General features: G+C 71.5%; 27 protein-coding genes and 1 riboswitch. Of the genes, 14 read left to right on the top strand and 13 right to left on the bottom strand.

Going from position 1 to position 24,919, the window contains the following annotated elements:
• Nucleotides 1-24: 24 nt before the first annotated feature.
• Nucleotides 25-786, top strand: coding sequence for an endonuclease/exonuclease/phosphatase family protein (locus ABT001_RS27340; RefSeq protein ID WP_351282618.1), 762 nt, complete (start codon nt 25-27; stop codon nt 784-786).
• A 14-nt stretch (nt 787-800) separates the two neighbouring features.
• Here the strand turns inward: ABT001_RS27340 and ABT001_RS27335 are convergent, their stop codons facing one another.
• Together ABT001_RS27335 and ABT001_RS27330 are read right to left on the bottom strand one after the other, a co-directional pair.
• Entirely contained in the window at nt 801-1,484 is a 684-nt protein-coding gene (locus ABT001_RS27335) for an ICP22 family protein (protein WP_351282616.1), read from the bottom strand.
• Entirely contained in the window at nt 1,477-2,256 is a 780-nt protein-coding gene (locus ABT001_RS27330; protein ID WP_351282613.1) for an alpha/beta hydrolase, read from the bottom strand. The genes ABT001_RS27335 and ABT001_RS27330 overlap by 8 nt, the downstream gene beginning before the upstream one ends.
• A 241-nt stretch (nt 2,257-2,497) precedes the next feature.
• Between ABT001_RS27330 and ABT001_RS27325 the strand changes: the two genes are divergently transcribed.
• From ABT001_RS27325 to ABT001_RS27310, 4 genes are all read left to right on the top strand, one after another.
• Nucleotides 2,498-3,217, top strand: coding sequence for a lysophospholipid acyltransferase family protein (locus ABT001_RS27325; RefSeq protein ID WP_351282611.1), 720 nt, complete (start codon nt 2,498-2,500; stop codon nt 3,215-3,217).
• A gap of 59 nt (nt 3,218-3,276) precedes the next feature.
• Nucleotides 3,277-4,506: a MacS family sensor histidine kinase gene (gene macS, locus ABT001_RS27320; protein ID WP_351282609.1), complete on the top strand. Its 1,230-nt coding sequence runs from the start codon at nt 3,277-3,279 to the stop codon at nt 4,504-4,506.
• Entirely contained in the window at nt 4,503-5,195 is a 693-nt protein-coding gene (locus ABT001_RS27315) for a response regulator (protein ID WP_351282607.1), read from the top strand. The genes macS and ABT001_RS27315 overlap by 4 nt, the downstream gene beginning before the upstream one ends.
• 110 nt (nt 5,196-5,305) lie before the next feature.
• On the top strand, nt 5,306-6,310 hold the full coding sequence (locus ABT001_RS27310) for a 2-hydroxyacid dehydrogenase (RefSeq protein ID WP_351282605.1): 1,005 nt from the start codon (nt 5,306-5,308) through the stop codon (nt 6,308-6,310).
• 8 nt (nt 6,311-6,318) lie between these two features.
• On the opposite strand, the gene ABT001_RS27305 is transcribed toward ABT001_RS27310, so the two are convergent.
• From ABT001_RS27305 to ABT001_RS27295, 3 genes are all read right to left on the bottom strand, one after another.
• Nucleotides 6,319-6,840 carry a hypothetical protein gene (locus ABT001_RS27305; protein ID WP_351282603.1) on the bottom strand — a complete coding sequence of 174 codons (522 nt, stop codon included), beginning with the start codon at nt 6,838-6,840 and terminating at the stop codon, nt 6,319-6,321.
• Between the two features lie 68 nt (nt 6,841-6,908).
• Nucleotides 6,909-8,795 (bottom strand): anthranilate synthase family protein, encoded by a 1,887-nt coding sequence (locus ABT001_RS27300; protein ID WP_351282636.1) that lies wholly within the window; start codon nt 8,793-8,795, stop codon nt 6,909-6,911.
• Nucleotides 8,796-8,915: 120 nt separating this feature from the next.
• Entirely contained in the window at nt 8,916-8,972 is a 57-nt protein-coding gene (locus ABT001_RS27295) for a trp operon leader peptide (RefSeq protein WP_078513512.1), read from the bottom strand.
• Nucleotides 8,973-9,076: 104 nt separating this feature from the next.
• Here ABT001_RS27295 and ABT001_RS27290 point away from each other — a divergent pair, with 104 nt between their 5' ends.
• Both ABT001_RS27290 and ABT001_RS27285 read left to right on the top strand, forming a co-directional pair.
• On the top strand, nt 9,077-10,423 hold the full coding sequence (locus tag ABT001_RS27290; RefSeq protein WP_351282600.1) for a class II 3-deoxy-7-phosphoheptulonate synthase: 1,347 nt from the start codon (nt 9,077-9,079) through the stop codon (nt 10,421-10,423).
• 160 nt (nt 10,424-10,583) lie between these two features.
• Nucleotides 10,584-10,853 (top strand): (2Fe-2S)-binding protein, encoded by a 270-nt coding sequence (locus ABT001_RS27285; RefSeq protein ID WP_351282597.1) that lies wholly within the window; start codon nt 10,584-10,586, stop codon nt 10,851-10,853.
• A 22-nt stretch (nt 10,854-10,875) separates the two neighbouring features.
• On the opposite strand, the gene bfr is transcribed toward ABT001_RS27285, so the two are convergent.
• Entirely contained in the window at nt 10,876-11,355 is a 480-nt protein-coding gene (gene bfr / locus ABT001_RS27280) for a bacterioferritin (RefSeq protein ID WP_351282595.1), read from the bottom strand.
• A 155-nt stretch (nt 11,356-11,510) separates the two neighbouring features.
• Between bfr and ABT001_RS27275 the strand changes: the two genes are divergently transcribed.
• On the top strand, nt 11,511-12,143 hold the full coding sequence (locus ABT001_RS27275; protein WP_351282593.1) for a sulfite oxidase-like oxidoreductase: 633 nt from the start codon (nt 11,511-11,513) through the stop codon (nt 12,141-12,143).
• A gap of 19 nt (nt 12,144-12,162) precedes the next feature.
• Here the strand turns inward: ABT001_RS27275 and ABT001_RS27270 are convergent, their stop codons facing one another.
• The 5 genes from ABT001_RS27270 to thiO form a co-directional block, all read right to left on the bottom strand.
• Nucleotides 12,163-13,020 carry a deoxyribonuclease IV gene (locus ABT001_RS27270; RefSeq protein WP_351282591.1) on the bottom strand — a complete coding sequence of 286 codons (858 nt, stop codon included), beginning with the start codon at nt 13,018-13,020 and terminating at the stop codon, nt 12,163-12,165.
• Nucleotides 13,021-13,042: 22 nt separating this feature from the next.
• On the bottom strand, nt 13,043-14,968 hold the full coding sequence (gene pknB, locus ABT001_RS27265; RefSeq protein ID WP_351282588.1) for a Stk1 family PASTA domain-containing Ser/Thr kinase: 1,926 nt from the start codon (nt 14,966-14,968) through the stop codon (nt 13,043-13,045).
• A 126-nt stretch (nt 14,969-15,094) separates the two neighbouring features.
• Nucleotides 15,095-15,889 carry a thiazole synthase gene (locus ABT001_RS27260; protein WP_351282586.1) on the bottom strand — a complete coding sequence of 265 codons (795 nt, stop codon included), beginning with the start codon at nt 15,887-15,889 and terminating at the stop codon, nt 15,095-15,097.
• Between the two features lies 1 nt (nt 15,890).
• Nucleotides 15,891-16,115, bottom strand: coding sequence for a sulfur carrier protein ThiS (gene thiS, locus ABT001_RS27255; RefSeq protein WP_351282583.1), 225 nt, complete (start codon nt 16,113-16,115; stop codon nt 15,891-15,893).
• Complete coding sequence (gene thiO, locus ABT001_RS27250; protein ID WP_351282581.1) at nt 16,112-17,305, bottom strand: glycine oxidase ThiO; 1,194 nt, start codon at nt 17,303-17,305, stop codon at nt 16,112-16,114. Before thiO ends, thiS begins: the two co-directional genes overlap by 4 nt.
• A riboswitch (TPP riboswitch) is annotated at nt 17,303-17,415 on the bottom strand. (Overlaps the previous gene by 3 nt.)
• A 51-nt stretch (nt 17,416-17,466) precedes the next feature.
• On the opposite strand from thiO, the gene ABT001_RS27245 reads away from it, so the two are divergent.
• The 6 genes from ABT001_RS27245 to ABT001_RS27220 all read left to right on the top strand — a co-directional run bounded on the left by ABT001_RS27245 (nt 17,467) and on the right by ABT001_RS27220 (nt 22,339).
• A complete protein-coding gene (locus ABT001_RS27245; protein ID WP_351282578.1) occupies nt 17,467-17,808 on the top strand; it encodes an avidin-fold protein in 342 nt (113 codons plus the stop codon).
• Between the two features lie 32 nt (nt 17,809-17,840).
• Nucleotides 17,841-19,079, top strand: a complete 1,239-nt coding sequence (locus ABT001_RS27240) for an NAD(P)/FAD-dependent oxidoreductase (RefSeq protein ID WP_351282575.1) — start codon at nt 17,841-17,843, stop codon at nt 19,077-19,079.
• Nucleotides 19,080-19,141: 62 nt separating this feature from the next.
• Entirely contained in the window at nt 19,142-19,507 is a 366-nt protein-coding gene (locus ABT001_RS27235) for an Rv2175c family DNA-binding protein (RefSeq protein WP_103513527.1), read from the top strand.
• Nucleotides 19,508-19,653: 146 nt separating this feature from the next.
• A complete protein-coding gene (thiE, locus tag ABT001_RS27230; RefSeq protein ID WP_351282573.1) occupies nt 19,654-20,304 on the top strand; it encodes a thiamine phosphate synthase in 651 nt (216 codons plus the stop codon).
• A gap of 155 nt (nt 20,305-20,459) precedes the next feature.
• Complete coding sequence (gene metF, locus ABT001_RS27225; protein WP_351282570.1) at nt 20,460-21,377, top strand: methylenetetrahydrofolate reductase [NAD(P)H]; 918 nt, start codon at nt 20,460-20,462, stop codon at nt 21,375-21,377.
• 50 nt (nt 21,378-21,427) lie between these two features.
• Nucleotides 21,428-22,339 carry a hypothetical protein gene (locus ABT001_RS27220; RefSeq protein ID WP_351282568.1) on the top strand — a complete coding sequence of 304 codons (912 nt, stop codon included), beginning with the start codon at nt 21,428-21,430 and terminating at the stop codon, nt 22,337-22,339.
• Between the two features lie 34 nt (nt 22,340-22,373).
• Here the strand turns inward: ABT001_RS27220 and ABT001_RS27215 are convergent, their stop codons facing one another.
• A complete protein-coding gene (locus ABT001_RS27215; RefSeq protein WP_351282565.1) occupies nt 22,374-23,870 on the bottom strand; it encodes a phytoene desaturase family protein in 1,497 nt (498 codons plus the stop codon).
• A gap of 380 nt (nt 23,871-24,250) precedes the next feature.
• The gene (locus tag ABT001_RS27210) at nt 24,251-24,862 is read right to left on the bottom strand and encodes a TetR/AcrR family transcriptional regulator (protein ID WP_351282562.1); all 612 of its coding nucleotides are present in this window, start codon (nt 24,860-24,862) and stop codon (nt 24,251-24,253) included.
• Nucleotides 24,863-24,919: the final 57 nt, after the last annotated feature.

Here is a 24,919-nt window from a genome sequence, read left to right as displayed (position 1 = left end):
GGGCGTCCGTCGTATCGTGCCTTCATGGTCACGATGCCGACGCCCCTGCCCGACTCCTGTACCGAGCCGGACGGTTCGGCGGTCGTCCGGGTGCTCACCTACAACGTCCGCTCACTGCGCGACGACACCGAAGCGCTGGCCCGGGTCATCCGCGCCTGCGCACCCGACCTGGTGTGCCTCCAGGAGGCCCCGCGCTTCTTCCGCTGGCGCAAGGCCGCGGCCCGGCTCGCGGCCATGACCGATCTGGTGGTCCTCAGCGGCGGCGCCACCGCGGCCGGGCCCCTGCTGCTCTGCTCCCTGCGCGCCACCGTGGAGCGCACCGAGGACGTGCTGCTGCCGCTCACACCGGGACTGCACCGGCGGGGCCTGGCCACGGCGGTCGTACGGATCGCCGGAACCCGGATCGGCGTCGTGAGCTGTCACCTCAGCCTCCAGCGGGAGGAGCGGCAGGCGCAGGCGGGGATGCTGCTGGACCGTGTCGACGCGATGGGCGTCCAGCACGCCGTCGTCGCCGGTGACCTCAACGACGTACCGGAAGGGGGTGCGTTCAGACGGTTGGCCGGCAGGCTCCAGGACTGCCGGACCGTGCGGCCGTGGGGCGGCGAGCTCACCTTCCCGCCCGACGCACCGCGCAAGCGCATCGACGCGGTGTTCGCGACCGGCGGCATCGAGGTACTCGGCTGCGGTGTCCCCGCGGACCTGCCCGGCGTCACGGGCACGGACCTGCGGGCGGCCACGGACCACCTGCCCGTCCTGGCCGCCCTCAGGGTGCCTGCGGTGGTCTGAGCCGGAGGCCCGGCTCAGACCACCGCGCCGCGCCCCGGGTCGTCGTCCTCTTCGTCGTCGTGGGGCATGCGGGCCACCAGGGCGACGAAGCCGCCCAGGAAACCACCGATGGAGAGCGTGGTGAGCCACCACGTCATCTCCCACTGCATCAGCACCGCGAGGAGCATCAGCACCGGGCCGCCGACGACCGCGAGCCAGGCGAACTTCGCCGTCACATCGGCCTCGGGAAGCGGCGGCGGCTCCGGCGGGACGAAGTGCCCCTCCTCACTGTCGTCCGCGTCGTGGGCGCCGGTGTCCCCGGGCTCCTCCAGGCCGTAGTCACGCGGGCCCGCGACGCCGGGGGCGAAGGCGACCGAACTGCCGAGCGGCCGCTTCTCCGGGGGGTCTGCGGGTGACTTCCCGCCCATGCCCTTGTCGGGGTGGTCGCCCGCGTCGTCCCCCGCACCGGACTCCGGGGAGGGGTCCAGGACGTTGAGCTGGCCGTCCTCCAGCAGAGCCAGGTCATCGACCGACTTGAACGGCTTGGCGCCCGGCGGGTCCGGCGGTTCCTCGCCGTACCCCGCGACGATCGCCTCCCAGGCCGCGGCCTCGTCGAGCCGGCTCGCCCCCTCCGTACCCTCGGGGACGTCCGTCCCCTCCGTGGGGCGCGGTTCGCGCTCCTCGTCACTGCCCGCGCGCTCCGCGTCGTGCTCAGCCACCGGACATGCTCCCCTTCTTGCCAGCGTCAGGTGCGAGGCGGTCGATGAACCGGTAGCTCTCGTCGAAGATCCGCTCCGCATCGTGGTCCAACGTCGCCACGTGGTAGCTCTGTTCCAGGAGGATCTCCTCGACGTCCCTCGACGAGACCCGGCTGAGGATCCGCGCGGAGTCGCCCGGAGGCACGACGTGGTCCTGCGGGCTGTGCAGCAGCACCAGCGGCTGGGTGACCTGGGGAAGATCGGCGTCCACCAGCCGGAAGAACGCCCGCACGGAGTGCGCGGCGTGCAGCGGCACCCGGTCGTAACCGACCTCCTCGGCGCCCTCCAGAGCGATGTCGCTGGTCAGCCCCTTCGTCGTCCGCACCACATGCCGGGCCACCGGCAGGGCGTACGCCGACAGGCCGTGCACCTTGTTCGCCGGATTGACCAGCACCAGGCCCGTGATCCCGTCCCCGTGCTTCGCGGCGAGGCGCAGCGCCAGGGCACCGCCCATCGAGAGGCCGAAGACGAAGACCCGCTCGCACCGGGCCCGCAGCGCCCGCAGCGCCCGGTCCACCTCCGCGTACCAGTCCTGCCAGCCCGTGACCGCCATGTCCTCCCAGCGGGTCCCGTGCCCGGGCAGCAGCGGGAGGGACACGGTCAGTCCGCGGTCCGCCAGATAACCGGCCCAGGGGCGCAGCGACTGCGGCGAACCCGTGAATCCGTGACAGAGGAGGACGCCGACCTCTCCGCCCTCGTGGCGGAACGGCTCGGCTCCAGGGAGGACCGGCACCGGGGTCTCCTGTTCATGAAGCGGGCGGGGGTGCGGGAGGTGATGCGGAGGGGTGTGCACAAGGATGACTTCACCGTACGCGACCGGGCCGACACCGACCAGGGCCGTCACCGTCCGAGCAGCCGCCACCTGCGGGGGCGCGTGCGGGAGGGGCTGTGGGGGACACCGGCGCCGAGCGCGCGGGAGAGGCCGCGGTCACACGGGTTATGGTCTGTCGGACGGCACACAGGAGGCACCTGAGTTGATCTACGGCGCAATGAAGTTCTCCATCGGCGGGTCTCTGAAGCTGGCCTTCAGGCCGTGGGTGGAGGGCCTGGAGAACATCCCCGCACACGGGCCGGCGATCCTCGCGAGCAACCATCTGTCGTTCTCCGACTCCTTCTTCCTGCCGGCTGTCCTCGACCGCAAGGTGACCTTCATCGCCAAGGCGGAGTACTTCACCGCGCCCGGGGTGAAGGGCAAGCTCACCGCAGCCTTCTTCAAGGGCGTGGGACAGCTCCCGGTGGACCGCTCCGGTGGCCGCGGTGCCGGAGAGGCGGCCATCAAGGCGGGTATCCAGGTGATCGAGAGCGGTGGCCTCTTCGGCATCTATCCCGAGGGCACCCGTTCGCCGGACGGACGTCTCTACCGGGGCAAGCCGGGCGGCCTCGCCCGGGTGGCGCTCGCGACCGGCGCGCCCGTCATCCCCGTGGCGATGATCGACACGGAGAAGATCCAGCCGCCGGGTCAGGTGATGCCCAAGCTGATGCGGCCCGGCATCAGGATCGGCGAGCCGCTGGACTTCACCCGCTACCAGGGCATGGACGGCGACCGGTTCATCCTGCGCTCGGTGACCGACGAGGTCATGTACGAGATCATGAAGCTTTCCGGCCAGGAGTACGTGGACGTCTACGCGACCGCGGCCAAGCGGCAGATCGCCGAGGAGGCGAAGCGGAAGGGAACGGAACGGTCCGGCGCGTAGGGGCGTCGCGGCCGCCCGGGGTGGGCGGCATGACAGGGGCGGGAACCGGGGGAGGGGCCATGGCCGGGCGGGAACAGGTCGTAAGGATGTCGGTCGAGCAGCCGCTGTGGCGCGCGCTGAGCGCGTACCGCGTGCTGACGCTGGTCTACGCGGCGCTGCTCGCGGGCTTCGGGCACGCGAAGTTCGAGCGGCCCTGGGTGGCCTTCGCCTTCCTGGCGGTCCTCGCCGTCTGGACCTTGGCCACCCTCCCCAGGGTGGCCAACGCGGCGAGCTGCACCAAGCGCTTCCTCGGTCTGGACCTCACCGTCGCGCTGACCGGGATCATGCTGACCCCGCTCGCCGACTTCGATGCCCAGCACATGGACGGTCCGACGATTCCGTCGATCTGGACCGCCGGTTCCGTCCTCGCCTTCGCGCTGAAGGGCGGCTGGCGGTGGGCCGCCTTCGCGTCGACCCTCGTCGCCGTCGCCAACATCGTCGAGCGCGGTGAGCCCAGCGAGGACACCTTCCACAACGTGGTGCTGGTCTGGGTCGCCTCCATCGCCATCGGTTACGTCGTCGAGGTGGCCCGGGCCAGTGAGCGCACCCTGGCCCGCGCCCTGGAGATCGAGGCCGCCACCCGGGAGCGTGAGCGGCTCGCCCGTGACATCCACGACAGCGTCCTCCAGGTCCTGGCCATGGTCCAGCGGCGCGGCACCGCCCTGGGCGGCGAGGCGGCGGAGCTCGGCCGGATGGCAGGCGAGCAGGAGGTCGCCCTCCGGACCCTGGTCTCCAGCGGCCTGGTGCCCGCGACCCGGACCTCCGAGGACAGCGCCGAGGGCGCGGTGGTCCGCGCGGTGGTCACGGTCACGGACACGGACGCGGAGGACGGCGCCGAGTCGGACCTGCGCACCCTGCTCGCTCCGCACGCGGGTTCGCGCGTCACCTTCGCGGAGCCCGGTGCTCCGGTACTGCTCGCGGCCGACGCCGCGCGTGAGCTCGCCGCAGCGGTGAGCGCGGCCCTCGACAACGTCCGGGTCCACGCGGGGCCGGGCGCCCAGGCGTGGATCCTGGTCGAGGACGAGCCGGACGAGGTCGTCGTCACGGTCCGGGACGACGGCCCGGGCATCCCGGAGGGCAGGCTCGACCAGGCGGAGGGGGAGGGCCGCCTCGGCGTCGCCCTGTCGATCCGCGGACGGCTGCGCGATCTGGGCGGCACGGCAGAGCTGATCTCGGTCCCCGGGCAGGGCACCGAGGTCGAATTGAAGGTTCCGAAGATTTCACGGGGGAAGGCAGGATCGGCCCGATGAGTACACCGCACACGCAGGCATCCGAGGGGCGGGCCATCAAGGTGATGGTCGTCGACGACCACCCGATGTGGCGCGACGCCGTCGCCCGCGATCTGGCCGAGTCCGGCTTCGACGTGGTCGCGACCGCCGGGGACGGCCCGGGGGCCGTGCGCCGGGCCAGGGCCGTGGGCCCGGATGTCCTGGTGCTCGACCTGAACCTCCCGGGGATGCCCGGGGTACAGGTCTGCAAGGAGCTCGTCGGTTCGCTTCCCGGGCTGCGCGTCCTGGTGCTCTCCGCCAGTGGTGAGCACGCCGATGTCCTGGAGGCCGTGAAATCGGGGGCCACCGGCTATCTGCTGAAGTCGTCGAGCACCCAGGAGCTGATCGACGCCGTGCACGCCACTGCGGCCGGCGACCCGGTCTTCACACCGGGCCTCGCCGGACTGGTCCTCGGTGAATACCGCCGGCTCGCCTCCGACCCGGTGCCGGCGGCCGCCGACCGACCGAAGGTCCCACAGCTCACCGACCGCGAGACGGAGGTCCTGCGGCTGGTCGCCAAGGGGCTCTCGTACAAGCAGATCGCCGAGCGCCTGGTGATCTCCCACCGCACCGTGCAGAACCACGTCCAGAACACCCTGGGCAAACTCCAGCTGCACAACAGGGTGGAGCTCGTGCGCTACGCCATCGAGGCCGGCCTCGACGACGTCTGACGGGCAACCGCCGCCCGCGGCGGCGGGCGCCGCTCCTGCCGAGCGGCGCACCGGGAGGGCGGGCCGTATATTCGCGAGGACCGGCCCCGCCCCCTCACCCGGGAGACGTCGTGGAAATCCTGGCATTCGGCGTGCAGTCCGACGAGAAGCCGCTGATCGAGAAGGCCTTCGCCGGCCTGCACGACGTCCGCTGTCTGGACGTCTTCCTCAACAAGGACACCGCCCCGATCGCCGCGGGCTACGAGATCATCTCCACCAGCGTCAACGCCGACCTCGGCGGTCACGTCCTGCAGACCCTTGCGGCGGGCGGCACGCAGATGATCGCCCAGCGCTCCACCGGCTTCAACAACATCGACCTCGCCGTCGCCGAGCGTCTCGCCCTGCGGGTCGCACGGGTCTCGTACTACTCACCCCACTCGGTGGCCGAATTCGCGTGGACCCTGGCCATGGCCGTCAACCGCCGCATCGTCCGTGCGGTGAGCCGGACCCGGGACTTCGACTTCCGGCTCGACGGACTCCTCGGGCGGGACATGCACGGCCGCACGGCGGGAGTGGTCGGCACCGGGAAGATCGGTGAGGCGTTCACCCGGATCGCCCACGGCTTCGGCATGGAACTGCTGGGCTGGGACGTGGCCGAGAACCCAGCCTGCGCCGCGCTCGGCATGAGGTACGTGGACAAGGAGCAGCTCTTCGCCGAGGCCGACCTGATCAGCCTCCATGTGCCGTTGCTTCCGGACACCCGACACATCATCGACGGGGAGGCCATGTGCGCGATGAAGGACGACGCGATCCTGATCAACTCCAGCCGGGGAGGACTCATCGACACCGCAGCCCTCGTCACCGAGCTGCGGGCCGGCCGCTTCACCGGGGTCGGGCTCGATGTGTACGAGGCGGAGGCTGGGCTCTTCTACGTCGACAAGTCCATGGAGGGCATCGACGACGACACCCTGGCCCGGCTCGTCACCTTCCCCAACGTCATCGTGACGTCGCACCAGGCGTACTACACGCGTGACGCCGTGGGGCAGATCATCGATGCCACCGTGCAGAACGTCACCGACCACCTGGCCGGCCGCCGCAGCGACAACGTCCTGGTCCCGGCGCTCCCCGCGTCCTGACTCCTCCTTCAGCCGGCGTGCTCCTTCAGGAACGCGCCGGCGTAGGCCGCTGCCTCCTCCTTCGTGGCGCAGGTGACGGCGCTGTCCGCCGCACCGTGCACACCGTCCGCGCCCCGGCCCTTCCACCGCCAGTCGCCCGACGACGGCTCGCGGAAGAGCTCGGCCGTCCCGCCGAACAGCTCGACGGTGCCCGGCTCGGCCGCTGCCGCCGGCCGGCCCACCGCGTCCGGCCACTTCTTGCGGGCGCCCTGCCGCGTTATGCCCCAGGCCGCCCCCAGCTGTTCGTAACTGGCTCCGTAGGCCCCGGCGGTCCGCGCGGCGCGCGCGGTGAGCCGGGCGACCGTCGCGTCCACCACCTTCCAGCTCGCGAGGACCGAGAGCGACACCTCGACGGGGTCGGCCGCCCACATGCGGTCCTCGGGAAGCCCTGTGGTGCGGGCACGCAAGGCCGACGCGAGAGGCGTCAGGGCGTCGCAGAGGGACTGTTCGAGCACGGTCAGTTCGGCAGGGGTGACATCATTCGCCGTCATGCCGACAACTTTAGTTACCATCACCGCGAATGGCAACCAAAGTTGTCGATCGGAATGTGCCGGTTCCGTCAGCCGGGCACGGGGAGCCCCGCCAGCAGTTCCGTGACGATCGTGGCGCCGCGCAGCGTCAGCACCGACTCCGGGTGGAACTGCACCGAGGCGAAGCCCCGGCCGCGCAGTGCGTACAGCTCGCCGGAGGCCGGGTCCCTGCTCGCCTCGATGCCGTGCGCGCCCAGCTCCGTGGCCGCCGCCTCGTCGCAGAGTGCGGTGAAGCTGTTGTAGAAGCCGACGGTCTCCGGCCTGCCGAACAAGTCGATCCGGGTCTGCGCACCCTGGTACGGCACGGCCTTCCGTGCGATCTCCAGGCCCAGCTCCACGGCGATCAGCTCATGACCGAGGCAGACACCGAGCAGCCCGTGGCGGTGTTCCCGTACGAGCTCGGCGGTCAGCCCGCGCAGCAGCCGCATCTTCGGATCGGCCGGGTCCCCCGGGTCGCCGGGCCCGGGGCCCAGCACCACCGGCCCCTCGTGCGCCCGGACGGTCTCACGCAGGCCGGGCTCGTCGTACCGGCGCACCGACACCGTGAGGCCCGAGGAGCGCAGCAGATGCGCGAGCATCGCGGTGAAGGTGTCCTCGCCGTCCACCACCAGCGCATGACCGGACAGCTCCCGGGTGCGCTCCTGCATCCGCAGCCAGAAGGGCGCCAGCCCCCCGCGCCGGTCGTCCAGCGCCGCCTGGACCCTCGGATCGGAAGTCAGTCGCGGACGCTCCGCCTCCGCCCCGGGCCGCGCCGGGCGGACACCCAGGGCCGTCAGTACGCCGGCCGCCTTCGCGTGGGTCTCGGCGACCTCCCCCGCCGGATCGGAATGGCGTACGAGCGTGGCCCCCACCGGCACCCGCAGGGTCCCGGACGCCGAGATGTCGGCGGTACGGATCAGGATCGGCGAGTCCAGCGTCTGCGCGCCGCCGGGCCCCCGGTCCACCAGTGCCAGGGCGCCCGCGTAGTAACCGCGGCCCCCCGGCTCGTAGCGTTCGATCACCCGGCAGGCGTTCTGCACGGGGGAGCCGGTGACCGTGGCCGCGAACATGGTCTCCTTCAAAACCTCGCGCACGTCCAGCGAGGAACGTCCGCGCAGTTCGTACTCCGTGTGCGCGAGGTGGGCCATCTCCTTCAGCCGGGGCCCGACCACCACACCGCCCATGTCGCCGACGGTGCACATCATCTTGAGCTCCTCGTCGACCACCATGGAGAGCTCCTCGGTCTCCTTGCGGTCGCCGAGGAAGGCCAGCAGCCCCTCGGCGCTCGGCCCCTCGGCCGGATAGCGGTAGGTCCCGCTGATCGGGTTCATCACGACCGTCCCGCCGGACATCCGGACGTGCACCTCCGGGCTGGCGCCGACCAGTGTCCTCTCCCCCGTGTGCACCACGAACGTCCAGTACGCGCCCCGCTCGCCGGCCAGCAGCCGCCGGAAGAGCGCCAGCGCGTCGGTCCGGCCGAAACCGGGGATCTCGCCCCGGAAGGTCCGCCGGATGACGAAGTTCGCGCCCTCGCCCTGCCCGATCTCGTCCTCGATGACCCGCCGGACGATGTCCGCGTACTCCTCGTCGCCGACATCGAAGGCACCGTCCTCGACCCGCACCTCGTGGTCCGGCAGTCCGGCGAGCACCGCGGCCAGCGGCAGTTCGTGCACCTCCTCCGCGACCAGTACGGCGAGCGGGGTGCCGTCGTTCCGCACGTCGAAGCCGCGCTCGGCGATCTGCCGGAAGGGCACCAGGGCCAGCGAAGGCAGTTCGCCCACCGGGATGTCGGCGAGCCGTTCCACCTCCCGCACCTCGCCGGTCAGCACCTCGACGATGTCGTGGTCCCGGCCGGGCGTGCGCCTGCGCAGCAGCGCGAAGGGCGGGGCGTCGTCACGGAGCAGCGCGGACAAGAGGCCGGCGGCGCGAGCGGTCATGGGCTCGGGCAGGGGTCGGGGCACGGGCGTTCCTTCCTGTTGGAGGAACGGCTCCCGGCTCCGGAACGCAGAGAAGGCCGCCCCTCGGGCGGCCTTCGCGGAGTCTGTACGCGCGATGAGTCAGTGGGCCGCCGGATGAGCGGTCCACCACCAGTTCTGGGTCGTCTGCGCGAACATGGCACGTACCTTAACGGAAAGGGGCGACGAATGAGCGCGCGTCTCAATTGCTGAGCGGCCGGACGGGACGTACGCGCCGACCCCGTAATGTTGTCGAGGTGACCGTGAACGCCAATACCTCCGTCGCCGGTGGCCACACCTGGCGAGACCTTCCCGCGGCGCAGCAGCCCGAGTACCCCGATGCCGAGGCTCTGCGCGACGTACTCGCGGACCTCGACTCGTATCCTCCGCTCGTCTTCGCCGGTGAGTGTGACCAGCTGCGCGCCCGTCTGGCAGCCGTCGCCAAGGGCGAGGCGTTCCTGCTGCAGGGCGGCGACTGCGCCGAGGCCTTCGACGGCGTGTCCGCCGAGGACATCCGGGCCAAGCTGAAGACGCTGCTCCAGATGAGTGCCGTCCTGACGTACGCGGCCTCCGTGCCGGTCGTCAAGATCGGCCGGATCGCCGGGCAGTACTCCAAGCCGCGCTCCAAGCCGACCGAGACCCGCGACGGCGTGACCCTGCCGACCTACCGCGGTGACTCCGTCAACGGCTTCGAGTTCACCGAGGCGTCCCGTGTACCGGACCCCCAGCGGCTGAAGCAGATGTACCACGCGTCCGCTTCCACGCTGAACCTCGTGCGCGCCTTCACCACCGGCGGTTACGCCGACCTGCGCCAGGTGCACGCCTGGAACCAGGACTTCGTGAAGTCCTCGCCGTCCGGGCAGCGTTACGAGGCCCTGGCGCGCGAGATCGACAACGCGCTGAACTTCATGAAGGCCTGCGGCACGGACCCGGCCGAATTCAAGGCTGTCGAGTTCTACGCCTCGCACGAGGCGCTGCTGCTGGACTACGAGTCGGCGCTGACCCGCATCGACTCGCGCACCGGTCAGCTCTACGACACCTCGGGCCACATGGTCTGGGTCGGTGAGCGCACCCGCCAGATGGACGGCGCGCACATCGAGTTCGCCTCGAAGATCCGCAACCCCATCGGCATCAAGCTCGGCCCGACGACCACCGTCGACGAGGCGCTCGGCTACATCGACCGCCTCGACCCCGAGCGCGAGCCGGGCCGGCTGACGTTCATCGTCCGCATGGGCGCCGACAAGGTCCGCGACAAGCTCCCCGAGCTCGTCGAGAAGGTCACCGCCTCCGGTGCCGCCGTGGTGTGGGTGACCGACCCGATGCACGGCAACACCTTCGAGGCCGCCTCCGGCCACAAGACGCGCCGCTTCGACGACGTCCTGGACGAGGTCAAGGGCTTCTTCGAGGTGCACAAGCAGCTCGGTACGCACCCCGGCGGCATCCACGTCGAGCTCACGGGCGACGACGTCACCGAGTGCGTCGGCGGCGGTCACGAGATCTTCGTGGACGACCTGCACCAGCGTTACGAGACGGCCTGCGACCCGCGCCTCAACCGCAGCCAGTCCCTCGACCTGGCCTTCCTGGTCGCCGAGATGTACCGCGACCAGTAGGGGTCACCCCTGGTGAGGCCCGTGGGGCACGGATCGAATGTGATCCGTGCCCCACGGGCGTACCGCGGCTTTTGCGTGCGGAGCCTCGCGGGTAAGGTTAGGTTAGCCTCACCGGATAATCGGGACGGCGCAACGATCGATCCGTCGGGAGGTGAACCGCATGTACGTCTGCTCCTGCTTCGGCATCACGGAGGACCAGGTCAAGCAGCATGCGGACGGTGGAGCGTGTACGCCTCGCCAGATCGCCTCCGCCTGCAAGGCGGGCACCGACTGCGGCGGCTGCGTCCGCAGGATCCAGGCGCTCCTCGGCCGCGGCGACTGCTCGCGCCGTGACCTCGCGGGAGGGCGTACGCAGCCCGCCGGCGCCCCGGACGGCGCGCCCGTCGCCCGTGGCGTCACGCCGGACGTCCGGCTCTCCGACGCCGCCTGAGGGACCGGGAAACGCGGCGGGATCAGCTGTCCGGCTGTTCGATCAGCTGGGCGATGTAAAGCGGCTCACCGAGATTCTCGACCAGCTCCAGCTGTGTGTCGAGATAGTCGATGTGGTGCTCCTCGTCCTCGAGGATGGACTCGAAGATGTTCGCCGAGGTGATGTCGCCCTTGCCGCGCATCACCTCGATGCCGCGCCTGAGGCGGTCGATCGCCTCCACCTCGACCTGCCGGTCGGCCTGGAACATCTCGGTCACCGTCTGGCCGACCCGCACGTGGAAGAGGCGCTGATAGTTGGGCAGGCCGTCCAGGAACAGGATCCGGTCGGTGAGGATCTCCGCGTGCTTCATCTCGTCGAAGGATTCGGCCCGGGTGTACTTGGCGAGCTTCGTCCAGCCGAAGTTCTCCTGCATCTTCGCGTGCAGGAAGTACTGATTGATGGCAGTCAATTCGGCGGTCAGCTGTTCGTTCAGGAACTCGAGGACCTCGGGGTCGCCCTGCATCGCAGAGGCTCCTTCCAACCGGTGAACTGGGCATGTTTGCGCGCATCCTCGCACCGCACCACGCGGCCGTCCAGTAAGTGCATGCTTAGTATGAGTTGCCCGAATCGGCTCTCCCCTGGTCATGACCACCCCTGCCTGTCTGTCACCATGGAGACATGGGTCAGCCGGAGAGCCGGGAACGCGGCACAGCAGAGCAGTCCGGGCTTCCGCCGGGGCAGCGGCTGCAGCGGGGCTGGCCGGTCACCCATTACGGGCCCGTGCCCAAGTTCAAGCCGGACCGCTGGGAGTTCCGGGTCTTCGGGGCCACCGCCGACGGTGACAAGCACTGCTGGAACCACCAGGAATTCACGGCGCTCCCCTTCTCCTCCGTCGTCGCCGACCTCCACTGCGTGACGAAATTCAGCATGCTCGAAGCCGAGTGGGGCGGAATCCTGGCCCGCGAGATCGTGGAACTGGCACCGCCCGCGCCCCATGTCACCCATGTGATGGTCTGGGCCGAATACGGATTCAGCTCGAATCTCCGGCTCGACGACTTCACGTCGGACCGCACGCTGTTCGCCACCCATAAGGACGGTGAACTGCTCACCGCCGAACACGGATTCCCGCTGCGCCTGGTCGTACCGCACCTGTACGCCTGGAAGGGGCCCAAATGGGTCCGGGGCATCGAATACATGACGGCCGACCGCCGCGGGTTCTGGGAAGAGCGCGGCTACCACAACATCGGCGACCCGTGGAGCGAGCAGCGCTACTCCTACCAGGAGGAGCCCGGGGACGGCCCCGAGCTCTGACGCCCTCCCCGTCCGCGATTCAGCGGATGCCGCGGAGCTCCTTCAGCCGTGCGACGTCCGCCGCGTGGCCGTCCTTGCCGCCGGGCGTCTCGATGATCAGGGGCACACCCTCGGTCGCCGGGTGCGAGAACAGCTCACGAAAGGGCTCGGTGCCGATGTGCCCCGCCCCGATGTTCTCGTGCCGGTCCTTGTGGGCGCCCACCACGTCCTTGGAGTCGTTGGCGTGGACGAGCTTCAGCCGCCCCTCGCCCACGGTGCCCACCAGCAGGTCCAGCGTCTGCCGCATGCCCGCCGGCCCGGTCAGGTCGTGGCCCGCCGCGTAGATGTGGCAGGTGTCCAGGCAGATACCCAGCTTGGGATGGGAGTCCAGGGCCTCGAAGTACGGGCCGAAGTCCCAGGTCCGCGAGCACATCGAGGAGCCCTGGCCGGCGGTCGACTCCAGCAGCAGGAACGGATCGTCGTCATGGGTCAGCTCGTCCAGCAGCGGGAGCATGTGCGTACGCACCTGGGCGAGGGCCTCCGCGCGTGGGCGTCCGCCGGTCGCCGAGCCCGTGTGCACCACCACGCCCAGGGCGCCGATCGCCCGCGCCCGGCGCAACGAGTGGCGCAGTGACACGACCGACCGCTCGACCGTGGCCTCGGTGTGCGAGCCGAAGTTGATCAGGTACGGGGCATGGACGTACGCCGGGACCGACCGGGCCGCGCACTCGGAGCGGAACAGCTCGTCCTGCTCCGGATTTCCGGACGGGGTCGCCCAGCCGCGCGGGTTGGCGACGAAGACCTGCACGGTCTCCGCCGCCAGCTCCCGCGCGTAGCCGAGGCCCACCTTGGCGAGTCCACCGGCCACGGGGACGTGGCCGCCGATCGGGTTGCGCATGTGCTGTCAGTCCTCGGGTTCTCTACAGGGCCTTGGTCCTGATGGTGATCGTGGAGCCTTCGGCGGCCTTCTCGCCGCCCTCGACGGACTGGCTCCCGACCGTGTCGCTGAAGGACAGGAACGGCCGGTCGACCTTGACCTCGAACCCCGCGTCCTCCAGTGCGCTCCGGGCCGCGCCGACGTCCTTCCCCGTGACGTCGGGGACCGGGAGCATGCGCGGGCCCTTGGAGACCGTGAGCTCCACGGTGTCGCCCTCCGCCGCCTCCGCACCGCTTCCCGGCGTCTGCCGGGCGATCTCGCTCTGGGCCTCGGGGGCGTTGACCCGCTCGGGCAGCACCTTCGCCTTCAGCCCGGCCGCGTCCAGCTCGGCCGTGGCCTCCTCGACACCGAGGCCCGTGACGTCGGGCACGTCGACCGGGCTGCCCTTGCTGACGACCAGGGCGACCGCGGAATCGGGGCGCCGCTCGGTGCCCATGGCCGGATCCGTGCGGATCACCTCGCCCCGGGGGATGTCCTCGCTGAACTCCCGGGTCACCATCCCGGGCGCGAGCCCCGTCTCCTTCAGCTCGCGCCGGGCGTCCCCGAGGGAGAGGCCCTCCACATCGGGGACCTTCACGATCTCCGGGCCGCGCGAGATCACCAGCTTCACCGCGTCGTTGCCCCGGATCCGCTCGCCCGAGCCCGGGTCGCTGCTGATCACCGTGCCACGCTTCACCGTGTCGCTGTAGGCGCGCTCGACGCCCTTCAGGTCGAGCCCCTCGTCCGCCAGCCGCTTCTCGGCAGCGCTCTGGGTCTGTCCCAGGAGGGAGGGGACGTGGGTGAACTGACCCGAGTTGATGTACCAGACGCCGGTTCCGATCCCCAGTACCAGCAGGACGGCGACGAGCACGGCGAGCATCCCGCGCCGGCTGCCGCGTACGGCCAGGAGGCCACGCAGCCCGCCTCCGGGCTCCCCGGGCAGCGACGGGGGCATCTCCAGCCGAGTGGTGTGATGGGCGGTGCCCTGGCCGGCGGGAATCACCCGGGGGATCACGCTCGTACGGTCCTCGGCGGCGTCGTGCGTCTCCGCGAGGGCCTGCGGAGGCATCGCGTCCAGCTGCTCCTCGGTGAGAGCGGCCCGTATCTCCCGGGACATGGCGAGCAGGGCCACCGCGTCGGGCGGACGCACGTCGGGATCGCGGGCCGTCGAGGCGGCCACCAGCTCGTCCAGCCCGGTGGCCAGACCGGGGACGGCGCCGGACGGCGCCGGGACGTCCTCGCTCAGGTGCTGGTAGATGACCTGGGCGGCGGTGTCCCCGGCGTGGGGCTTGCCTCCGGTCAGCATCTCGTAGAGCACGACACCACAGGCGTACACGTCGGACCGGGTGTCGGCCGTGCCCTGCTCGATCTGCTCGGGGGCGAGGTACGAGACCGTGCCCAGGAGGGAGCCGGTGGTGTCCGTGGCGGTTCCCACGGCGCGTACGAGACCGAAGTCGGCGACCTTCACCCTGCCGTCGTCCCCTATCAGGACGTTCTCCGGCTTCATGTCACGGTGTACGAAGCCCGCGCGGTGCGCGGCACCGAGGGCGGCCAGGACCGGCTCCAGGATGTCCAGCGCGGCCCGGGGCTGCAACGCCCCGCGCTCGCGCAGGACATCGCGCAGGGTGCACCCCGCGACGTACTCCATCGCGAGGTAGACGTACGCGCCCTGGGCGCCCTGGTCGAAGACGCCCACCACGTTGGGGTGGGCGAGCCGGGCGACGGACTTGGCCTCGCGGATGAAGCGCTCGACGAAGGCGGCGTCCGCCGCCAGCGCCGGGTGCATCACCTTGAGCGCGAGCACCCGGTCGAGCCGGGTGTCCATGGCCCGGTAGACCGTGGCCATACCGCCGACGGCGATGCGCGCATCGATGCGATAGCGGCCGTCGAGCAGCTGCCCGACAAGAGGGTCCTGGAGGGTCGTGTCCACGGAGCGAGTCTACGAGCTGCCACGGACACGACGGTGGGGCCGAGGGGCCCAGGGGGCGGTTCCGGTGCCGAGCCGTGACAGGGACACGCACGTGCTGTGACCAGGAGGCCGCCGCCCGCCCCGATCTCAGAAGGCCGGACGCTCCGGATCCAGCACCGCGCGGCCCTCCGCGGGCGAGGACGCCTCGGCGAAATGGCGGCGCGGGATGCGTCCCGCCCGGTACGCCAGCCGTCCACCGTCCACCGCGTGGCGCATCGCCGCCGCCATCAGCTCCGGCTCCTGGGCCCGGGTCACCGCCGAGGCGAGCATCACAGCGGAACAGCCCAGCTCCATCGCCTGTGCCGCGTCCGACGCGGTCCCGGCGCCGGCGTCGAGGATCACCGGAACCCCCGCCTGCTCGACGATCAGCTGGAAGTTGTGGGGGTTGCGGATACCGAGCCCGGAGCCGATGGGGGAGCCCAGCGGCATGATCGCCGCACATCCCACGTCCTGGAGCTTGCGGGCCAGAACGGGGTCGTCATTGGTGTACGGCAGGACCGTGAAGCCGTCGTCGACCAGGATCTCGGCGGCGTCCAGCAGCTCGATCGGGTCGGGCAACAGGGTCCGCTCGTCGGCCACGACCTCCAGCTTGATCCAGTCGGTGCCCAGCGCCTCCCTGGCCAGCCGGGCGGTCAGCACGGCCTCGCCCGCGGTGAAGCAGCCCGCGGTGTTCGGCAGTACCTGGATCGAGAGGCGCTCCAGGACGGAGAGCACCGAACCCTGGACGGTCGGGTCGAGCCGGCGCATCGCCACGGTGGTCAGCTCGGTGCCCGAGGCGATCAGGGAGCGCTCCAGCACGTCGAGGCTGGGCGCCCCGCCCGTTCCCATGATCAGCCGCGACGAGAACGTCGTGGGGCCGAGAGCGAAGAGGTCGTCGGACATGTCAGCCTCCCTGGACGGCGGTGAGGATCTCGACCCGGTCGCCCTCGGCGAGCGCGGTGGCGGACCACCGGCCGCGCGGGACGACGGCCTCGTTGACCGCGGCGGCGACCCCGGAGCGGGCCGAGGTCAAGGCCGCGACCAGGACGTCCAGCGCCGTTCCGGCGGGCACGTCGCGGTGCTCCCCGTTGACGGACACGGAGAGGGAGGCGGGCACGGGCTCTGTCATACGGACTGCTCCTGGGGCGCCGGGGCGGGGGAGTGGGCTTCGCCGGACGGACCGAAGCGGTCCGGCGTGAAGGGGCGGGCCACCTCCGGCAGTTCGCCGGTGGTCAGCACCTGGGCCATCGCGTCGCCGGTGACGGGAGTCAGCAGCACCCCGTTGCGGTGGTGCCCGGTCGCGAGATGCAGGCCGGGCAGCGCGGTGGGGCCCAGCAACGGCGCGTTGTCCGGCGTGGTGGGCCGCAGACCGGCCCGGGTCTCGGCGAGCGGGAGCTCGGTGATTCCGGGCATCAGCTCATGGGCGTCGCGCAGCAGTTCGTACACGCCGCCCGCGGTGACCGTGGTGTCCCAGCCCATCTCCTCGGTGGTCGCGCCGACCACCAGCTCACCGTCGGCACGCGGGACCAGATAGACGTGGCTGCCGCGGACGACCGCCCGCACCGTCCTGCTGAGGAAGGGGGCGTACGCGGGCGGCACGGTCAGCCGCAGCACCTGCCCCTTGACCGGCCGGACCGGGGGTACGACGGCGGCGGGCAGCCCTTCCAGACGGCCGCTGAGGCTGCCCCCGGCGAGGACCACCTGGCCGGCCGCGAGCTCCGTACCGTCCGCGAGGACGGCCCCCGTCGCACGGCCGGCCGTGACGGAGAGCCGCTTCACCCAGGTGCGGCGGAAGACGACACCCGCCCGTTCGCACGCGGTGACCAGCGCCGAGGCCAGCCGCCGGGGATCCACCTGATGGTCGCCGTCGACCCGCAGCCCACCGCGTACGCCCGGCGCGAGCATCGGCTCCAGACGCCTGCACTCCCGCCCGCTGAGCCACTCGGACTCCAGCCCCGACCGCAGCTGCAGGGCGTGCAGCTCCCGCAGATGCGCCCGGTCGTCGGAGTCCAGCGCGACGGACAGGGTGCCGCAGGCACGGAAACCGGTCCCCTGCCCACTGGCATCCTCCAACTCGGCCACGAACGCCGGATAGCGCGCGGCGGAGGCCACGTTGAGGCCGAGCAGCAGCTGCTCGCCGTAGTGCAGTTCGGTGACGGCGGCGAGCATTCCGGCCGCGACCCGGGCGGCGCCCCCGCCCGGCCCGGGGTCGGCCAGCGTGGTGCGCAGGCCGTGCTGGGCGGACCGCCAGGCGGTCACCAGGCCGATGATGCCGCCCCCGACGACCAGGACGTCGGAACTGTTCGCGGAGATGCGCATGGGTGTCCAGCCCCTCCCTTCGCCGGCATGACCCGGAGCAGGTTCGTACGGTCGGAGGCCGGCCAGCCTCCCTCTCAGCCCGGTACGTCCGGACTCCCGCGAGTGTCTTACGGTGGCCAGCCTAGACCCCGCCGCCCGCAGCCAGTAAGGGAGCCGTACCCGTGGCCCGTTCACTCGACGGACTCGTCCTCTCGCCCGTCGCCGACCAGGCACCCGGCCAGGTCGGCACCCGGACCCGCTTCACGTACCACGAGCAGGAGGGCCGGATCTGGGCCGAGTACACGGGCGGTGACGTCGTCCGCGGCCACCTCGTCGGCACACGGAGCGGCGACACCCTGGACTTCCGGTACGTCCAGCTGAAGCAGGACGGGACGACCTCCTCCGGGCACTGCGTCTCGGCCGTCACGGATCTACCCGACGGCCGGGTCCGGCTGGACGAGCGGTGGCAGTGGGAGTCCCAGGAAGGCAGCGGGACGAGTGTGGTCGAGGAACTCGTGAGCTGACGTCGCGTCGGGACAGCCCTTAGGGTGTACGGGTGAGCGAGCAGACAGCGGACCCGGCGGTGGGACAGCAGTCGCACGGCGTCGTGATCGTGGGCGCCGGGACGGCCGGTGTACAGACGGCCGTGGCCCTGCGCCGACGGGGCTTCACGGGCCCGGTCACGCTGATCGGCGCCGAACCGCACCAGCCGTACGACAGGCCTCCGCTGTCCAAGGCGGTTCTGCTCGGCAAGGCCGAGGACTCCGCCTTCGACATCGACTTCGAGGCTCTGGACATCACCCTGCGCCTGGGCCTTCACGTGACCGGGCTGCGCGCCGAGGAGCACGAGCTGGACACCGCGGAGGGGGCCGTCGCCTACGACGCGCTGGTCCTCGCCACCGGCGCCGAACCCATCGGGCTGCCCGGTTCCGAGGGCGTGCCCGGCGTCCACCTGCTGCGCACCCTCGACGACGCCGCACGGCTGCGGCCCGTCCTGGAGCGGCAGCACGACGTGGTCGTCGTCGGAGCGGGCTGGATCGGCGCCGAGTTCGCCACCGCGGCCCGTGCGGCCGGCTGCGCGGTCACCGTCGTCGAGGCCGCGGACCGCCCCCTCGCGGGCATCCTGCCCGCCGAGGTCGCCGCTCCGATGGCCCGCTGGTACGCCGAGAGCGGAGCCGAGCTGCTCACCGGCGCCCGGGTCGCACGCGTCGAACAGGGCGCCGTCCACCTGACCGACGACCGGGTGATACCGGCCGGAGCGGTGGTCGTGGGCATCGGCGCCCGGCCCGCCACCGCGTGGCTCGCGGGCTCGGGCATCGAGCTCGGCCCGGACGGCTCGATCACCGCGGACAACTCCCTGCGCACCTCGCTGCCCGATGTCCACGCGGTGGGCGACTGCGCCTCCTTCCCGTCCGCCCGCTACGGGGAACGGCTGCTGGTCCACCACTGGGACAACGCCTTCCAAGGGCCCTGGACGGTCGCCGCGGCCCTCGCGGAGGGTGCGGTGGACACGTACGACCCGGTGCCCTACTTCTGGTCCGAGCAGTTCGGCCGCTTCGTGCAGTACGCCGGCCGTCACGCCGACGCCGACACACTGCTGTGGCGGGGCGACCCCGCGGAGCCGTCCTGGGCGGTCTGCTGGCTGCGGGAGGGGGTGCTGGTCGCCGTCCTGGCCGTCGGCAGGGCGCGTGACCTGGCACAGGGGCGCAAGCTCCTCGAAGCCGGGGCACGGATCGATCCGGTACGCGCCGCGGACTCCTCCGTACCGCTGAAATCGACGGTGCTCCAGGGGTAGTGACGGCCGCGTACGGTCGGCCCGGGTACCGACTGTCGGTCCGGGATGGCACGCTTGTCCCTGTGACCGAGATTGACGCAAAGATCGATGCTCTCGTCCCCGCCTGGCTCCACCTTCCCGACATCGCGGAAATGCTCGATGTCGAGGTGACGCGCGTACGGCAGCTGGTCAAGGAAGGCCAGCTGATCGCCGTACGACGTGGTGAGAACCGGGCGCTCCAGGTGCCTGCCGCCTTCATCGACGGCGACAAGGTGGTCAAGGGGCTCGCAGGGACCCTGACGCTCCTGAGGGACGACGGCTACAACGACGAAGAGATGCTGGACTGGCTCTTCACTCCCGACCCGACCCTGCCCGGTACCCCCGCGCAGGCCCTGAGCGAGAATCGCGGTACGGAGGTGAAGCGCCGGGCCCAGGCGCTCGCCGTCTGACGGACGACCGTGAGCGGGGTGCGGGCCGTGGCACACGCGGCCCGCACCCCGCCGCTATCGGGCGTCCCGGCACGGCGATCCATCGACGTGAGGGCGATTCTTCGCCCCATCAGTGATCCATCCACACACCGACGGGGGAAATAGTCATGTCCACGCCTCGCTCCCAGCTCTCCGGCGCCCGGCTCTACCTGTGCACGGACGCCCGCAAGCGTCAGGGTGACCTCCCCGAGTTCCTCGACGCGGTGCTGGCCGGCGGCGTGGACATCATCCAGTTGCGGGACAAGGGCATGGAGGCGGCCGAGGAACTCGACCACCTCGCGGTGTTCGCCGACGCCTGCGAGCGCCACGGCGCGCTCCTCGCGGTGAACGACCGGGCGGACGTCGCCCATGCCATCGGTTCCGACGTGCTGCACCTCGGGCAGGGCGATCTGCCGGTGCCCGCCGCGCGCGCCGTCATCGGCGGCGACGTCGTGATCGGCCGTTCCACCCACGCCGAGGCCGAGGTCGACGCGGCCGTCGCCGAGACGGGCGTCGACTACTTCTGTACCGGGCCCTGCTGGCCCACGCCGACCAAGCCCGGCAGGCACGCCCCGGGCCTCGGCCTCGTGCGTTACGCCGCCTCGCTCGGCACGACGCGCCCGTGGTTCGCCATCGGGGGGATCGACGAGGGGAATCTGGACGAGGTGCTGGACGCCGGCGCCCGGCGGGTCGTCGTCGTGCGGGCGATCACCGAGGCGACGGATCCGGCGGAGGCGGCCGCGTCGCTCGCACGACGCATCCGGGCACGCACCGCCTGAACGCGGCGCCCCCGCACTCCGCGGCAGCCGCCGGCCGGAGCGTTGCCCTGAGCGGCAACCGAAGGGCTGTCCGAAGGATGGACAAAGCCCACCTCATTCCGGTCAATTAACCCCCTCTGGTTGGGGGACCGCCGAGCCCTGGTTAACCTCCCAGTATGGCCCTTGGCACACCTTCCACCAGGACAGATCACGCGCGCACCGTGGGTGAGATGCTCGCGACCGGTGAGACGTCGTTCTCGTTCGAGTTCTGGGCGCCCAAGACCGAGAAGGGCGAGCGCAATCTCTGGAACGCCCTGCGCCGGATCGAGGCGGTGGCACCGAGCTTCGTCTCCGTGACGTACGGAGCCGGTGGTTCGACCCGCGCCGGGACGGTCCGGGCGACCCAGCAGATCGCGGCGGACTCCACGCTCACCCCGGTCGCGCACCTCACCGCGGTCGACCACTCCGTCGCCGAACTCCGCAACATGGTCGGGCAGTACGCCGACGCCGGCATCCGCAACATCCTGGCGGTGCGGGGAGACCCGCCCGGTGACCCGATGGGCGAGTGGGTCGAGCACCCGCAGGGCGTGCGGTACGCGGCCGATCTGGTCCGGCTGATCAAGGAGGCCGGTGATTTCTGCGTCGGCGTCGCTGCATTTCCCGAAATGCATCCGCGGTCCGCCGACTGGGACTCCGACATCCGACATTTCGTGGACAAGTGCCGCGCGGGTGCCGACTATGCGATCACCCAGATGTTCTTCGATCCGGAAAGCTATCTGCAGATGCGTGACCGTGTGGTCGCTGCGGGTTGCGAAACCCCGGTCATTCCCGAGGTGATGCCGCTCACCAGCGTCAAACAGCTGGAAAGATTCGCGCAGCTCAGCAACGCGTCCCTGCCTTCCGGCCTGAAAGAACGCATCCTCGCCGCCAAGGACGACCCGGCCGCTGTACGCTCCATTGGCATCGAGTTCGCCACGGAGTTCTGCGCGAAACTGCTTGCCGAGGGTGTCCCGGGGCTGCACTTCATCACGCTCAACAACTCGACGGCGACACTCGAGATCTACGAGAATCTCGGACTGCACAAGCAGTCGTGACCGGCCGTACCCGCCACCATCCGGGGCGGTGGCCGTAGGAGGGGGCGGGCGTGGGCTGGACGGTCCTCTACATCGCATTCGGCATGGTGGCGTTGTGGCTGCTGGGCGAGGTGCTCCTGCAGTACAAGGCGCGCCTGCGCTGGCGGTTGCTCGCGTTCGCGGGCTTCCTCGGTGTGGTCCTCGGCGTCCTGATCCCCTCCGTGGCGGTGATCGTCGTCGGGGCGATCGCCTTCGCGACGGGCCAGACGTATGTGACGCTCTCCTTCAGGCGGGGCTTCTCGACGGGCTGGGCCATAGGCGGCAGCCCCGGTGCGAGCCGCCGTCGCCGCGGGACCGGCGCGTCGAAGCCCACGCTCGAGGTCTCGGGCCTGGAGTACGGGGAAGCCGTCCCGCAGGGAACTCCCCCGCAGCCGGAGGCCGCCCCCTCGGTCTACGCGCCTGAGCCGCTGCCGGACGAGACCGGGCAGTACGGCATCTACACCGACCCCGCCCCGGCCGGCCGCGACCGGCAGGACCAGCACGGTGAGCAGCAGCAGTACGCCGCCTACGACCCGTACTCCGGCTACGGCCAGCAGCCGGCCCAGGACGCCTACGGCTACGGCGGCCAGGGGGCGGCCTACCCGGAGCAGGGCACCTACGCCGGCCAGTACGGACAGGGCACCGACCAGGCGGGCTATGCGGCGTACTCCGATCCCTACATCGGCACGGACACCGGCCCGGGCACCGGGCAGTACGCCACGCACGACGGCTACGGCAACGGCCACGACCCCTCCTACGGCACCGGGCAGCAGCCCGTCGACCCGTACACCGGGCAGTACATGGACACCCCGCCCGGTGGGGTGTGGGTCCCGCAGCAGCGTGAGAGCGAGCAGCACCCCCCGCTGCCGCCGGAAGCACCGGTCCAGCCCGCCCCGTACGGCAACGGATACGACACCGGCCAGAACGAGCAGTACCGCTACTGACCTGCCGGCGGGCGGCCGACGCGCCTTCCACGGCTCACTGCGAGCCGCGGAAGCCGTCCCCCTCCACGACGAGTCCGGCGACCAGGGCGCCCGACATCCCCGCGTGGGCCGTCCCGCCGCCGGGGTGCGCCCAGCCGCCCGCCAGATACAGGCCCGGCAGCGGGGTGCGGTTACCGGAGCGCAGATACGAGCCCCCGGCCCCGGCCAGTGCCGGAGCCGGCACGGAACCACCCTCGGCGCCCGTGTCGGCGGCGGTCTCGGCGGGCGTACGGACTTCGGCGTGCAGGATCCGTTCGCGGAGGCCGGGAACCGCCTCGGCGGCCCGGTCGATCACCGCGTCGGCGAACCGCTCGCGCAGCGCCGCGTCCGTCCAGTCGACCTGGCCGTGCGGGGCGACCGTCACCGTCAGGGTCACCGCTTCGTGCTCCGCGTCGGGTCGGGTGGCCGGGTCGTCAGGGCGCAGCACCGTCACCGTCGGCCGCTCCGCGGTACGGCCGCCGAACACCGCCGCCTGCTCCGCGGCGGGGTCCTCGGTGTGCACCACCGTCCGGTGCACGGCGCCGGCCTCCCGGGCGCCGCGCAGGGACAGCAGAGCGAGGAAGCGGCCCGGCACCGGAGCTCCGTCCGCCCCGGCGGACCGCTCCTCACCGACCGGCAGGAGCCCGGGTGACGGCTGAGCGCCGAGGACCACATGATCGGCTTCCACGCTCTCGCCGTCCGCCAGTTCGATCCCCGAGGCCCGCCCTTCCTTCTCGGACACCCGGACGGCCTCGGCGCCGAAGACGAACTCCACCCCGCGGGCCAGACAACGCTCGTACACCGCGTCGGCCAGCGCGCGCATGCCCCCGGCGACGTACCAGCTGCCGAAGGTCTCCTCCATGTACGGCAGGAGGGCGGCGGCGGCCGGGGCGTGGCGGGGGTCGAGCCCGTACGACAGGGCGTACCCGTCGAGCAGGGCCGCCAGGCGGGGGTCGCCCAGCTCCCAGGCGCCCACCTCCGCCACCGTCCCCGCCTGCCGGGCGGCCCGCAGCAGCCTCCGGCGGCGCACCGCCGGATAGGGATCGCGGCCCAGCACCTGCCGGTCCTCCGGCAGCGGTTCCTCCAGCAGCGGCCTCCGCGACCGGTTCCAGGCGACCCCGGCCCGGTCCAGGAAGTGTCCCCACCGGGCCCCCGCCCCCTCGCCGAGCGCCCGGTCCAGCGCGCCGACCACCCCGGCCCGCGAGGCGTTGGGCAGCGACACCGCGGTGCCGTCGGCGAAGAGGTGGCGGCTTGCCGGGTCGACCTGGGTGAGCGTGACGCACTGCTCCAGGCTCTGCTTGCCCGTCTTCACGAACAGGTCGCGGTAGACCGCGGGCAGATGCAGCAGACCCGGGCCGGTGTCGAAGACGAAGCCGTCACGGGCATACCGGCCGAGCGAGCCGCCGTGGGTCCCCGACCGCTCGTACACCGTCACCCGGTGGCCTGCCCCGGAGAGCCGGGCGGCCGCCGCCATCGCGCCGGTCCCGGCGCCGATCACCGCAATTCGTGCCATGTCAGAGACCTTAAGGGGTGGTACCGACACGTCATCCGGGAGGCGGCTGCAGGCCCGTCCCCCGGCCGACCGGGCCTGGAACGCAGCCCTGAGTATCTCTACCTAGTGGGTGAGTTGAGTAGGGAAGCGGATGGGCGCCCACCCGCGCAGACGGAAGAGTGGAGACCACGGAAAGGGCGCGGCGCCCGGACCGCCGGCACGGGGCGGCGGAACGGCGCGGCACCCCGGACGGAACGGGGGCGCACGACGCGGAGCTCCGCGACCACGGGGGACACGGGGTCACGGGGGAGGGCTCCGCGGCGGTACGCGCCGGGCCGGTGGAATTCGGGGGGATCGAATTCCACCGGCCCGGCGTTCTCCGCGCGGGTCCGGAAGGGCTCTCAGCGCCCGCTGACCCGGCCGTGCAGCAGCAGGGACAGGGCGGAGTGCACGTCGTCGATCGTTCGTCCGGGCTGGAACGCCTGCCAGTCGAGAGCCGCGACCAGGACCATCCCGAACAGTGCGGCGGCCGTCAGCTGGATGTCGATCTCCTCGCTGAGCTCACCGCCCGCGACGCCCTCCCTGAGCACCTCCTCGACGACCGCGACGGCCTCCTGCCGCAGGACCAGGAGGGTTGACTGCCAGGCGCGGTTGGTGCGCCAGACTTCGGCGACGTACAGCTGGGTGAAGGCCGGGTAGCGGTCGATGAAGACCAGACCGGCCCTGATCATCGCGTCCAGCGCCTCCACCCGGGTGCCGCCACGCGCCTCCGTCGACCCGGCGGCGGACCGCAGTGCTTGCGTGAGCAGTCCGACGCCGTGCCGGAGCAGCTCCTCGAACAGCTCGGTCTTGCTCTTGAAGTTGTAGTACACCGTGCCCTTGGCGACCCCGGCGCGCTCGGCTATCTCGTCCACGGTCGTCGCGGAGAACCCCTTCTCCGCGATGAGGGTCACCGCCGCCTCGTAGAGCTTCTGCCGGGTGGCCCGGCGGCGCGTGGTGCTACTGCTGTCCATACCGGCGATTCTCACAGGTCCGGGCGTGCCCATGGGCTGAGCGGAAGGACCACGGAG

This window comes from Streptomyces sp. NPDC002793 (assembly GCF_040295485.1).
Taxonomy (GTDB): domain Bacteria; phylum Actinomycetota; class Actinomycetes; order Streptomycetales; family Streptomycetaceae; genus Streptomyces.
This window is presented reverse-complemented; position numbering and strand designations above follow the sequence as displayed.